The following is a 574-nucleotide window of genomic DNA, read 5'->3' as shown; positions in this document are numbered from 1 at the left end:
ATCTTGCTCTTGGCCTTGCGCAGGTTGAAGAACAGCTTCTTCTGGTTCGCGGTGGTGCCCATCTTCACGAGCGACCAGGAACGCAGAATGTACTCTTGTATTGACGCCTTGATCCACCACATGTCGTAAGTGGCGAGACGGAAGCCCTTCTCGGGTTCGAATCTCTTCACCGCCTGCATCAGGCCGACATTGCCTTCCGAGACGACCTCGGAGATCGGCAAGCCGTAGCCGCGATAGCCCATGGCAGTCTTTGCCACGAGCCTGAGGTGGCTGGTGAGAAGCTTAATGCGCTGCGTCGCTGTCGTCATGCTCACGCCAACGCTTGGCGAGCATGTACTCCTCCTGCGGTTCCAGCATCGGGAACTTGCGGATCTCAGCGAGGTAGCGTGCAAGTCCGGATTCTCCGTTGATAACCGGTAGTGTAGCTGTACGGGCCATTGAGCGCCCTCCAGTTGGTTCAGGCCCCCGATAGCGGCGGGCCAGGCAAAGCGGTCGCTTGGTTAAAGCCAACCGGTTTGCGACGTTCCACGCGTCGACCATTCGACGCAGGCGCAACATACACCATTTTCAGCCC

The 574-nt window shown here is 58.5% G+C and carries 1 pseudogene; it reads right to left on the bottom strand.

The window, feature by feature from the left end:
* Window positions 1–438: pseudogene (locus NS365_RS23350) on the bottom strand (RNA polymerase factor sigma-32); the annotation flags it as partial.
* Window positions 439–574: the final 136 nt, after the last annotated feature.

It is taken from the genome of Aureimonas ureilytica (assembly GCF_001475935.1).
GTDB lineage: Bacteria > Pseudomonadota > Alphaproteobacteria > Rhizobiales > Rhizobiaceae > Aureimonas > Aureimonas ureilytica_A.
Note: the sequence above shows the minus strand (reverse complement) of the source record. Positions and strands in the feature narration are given on the sequence as shown.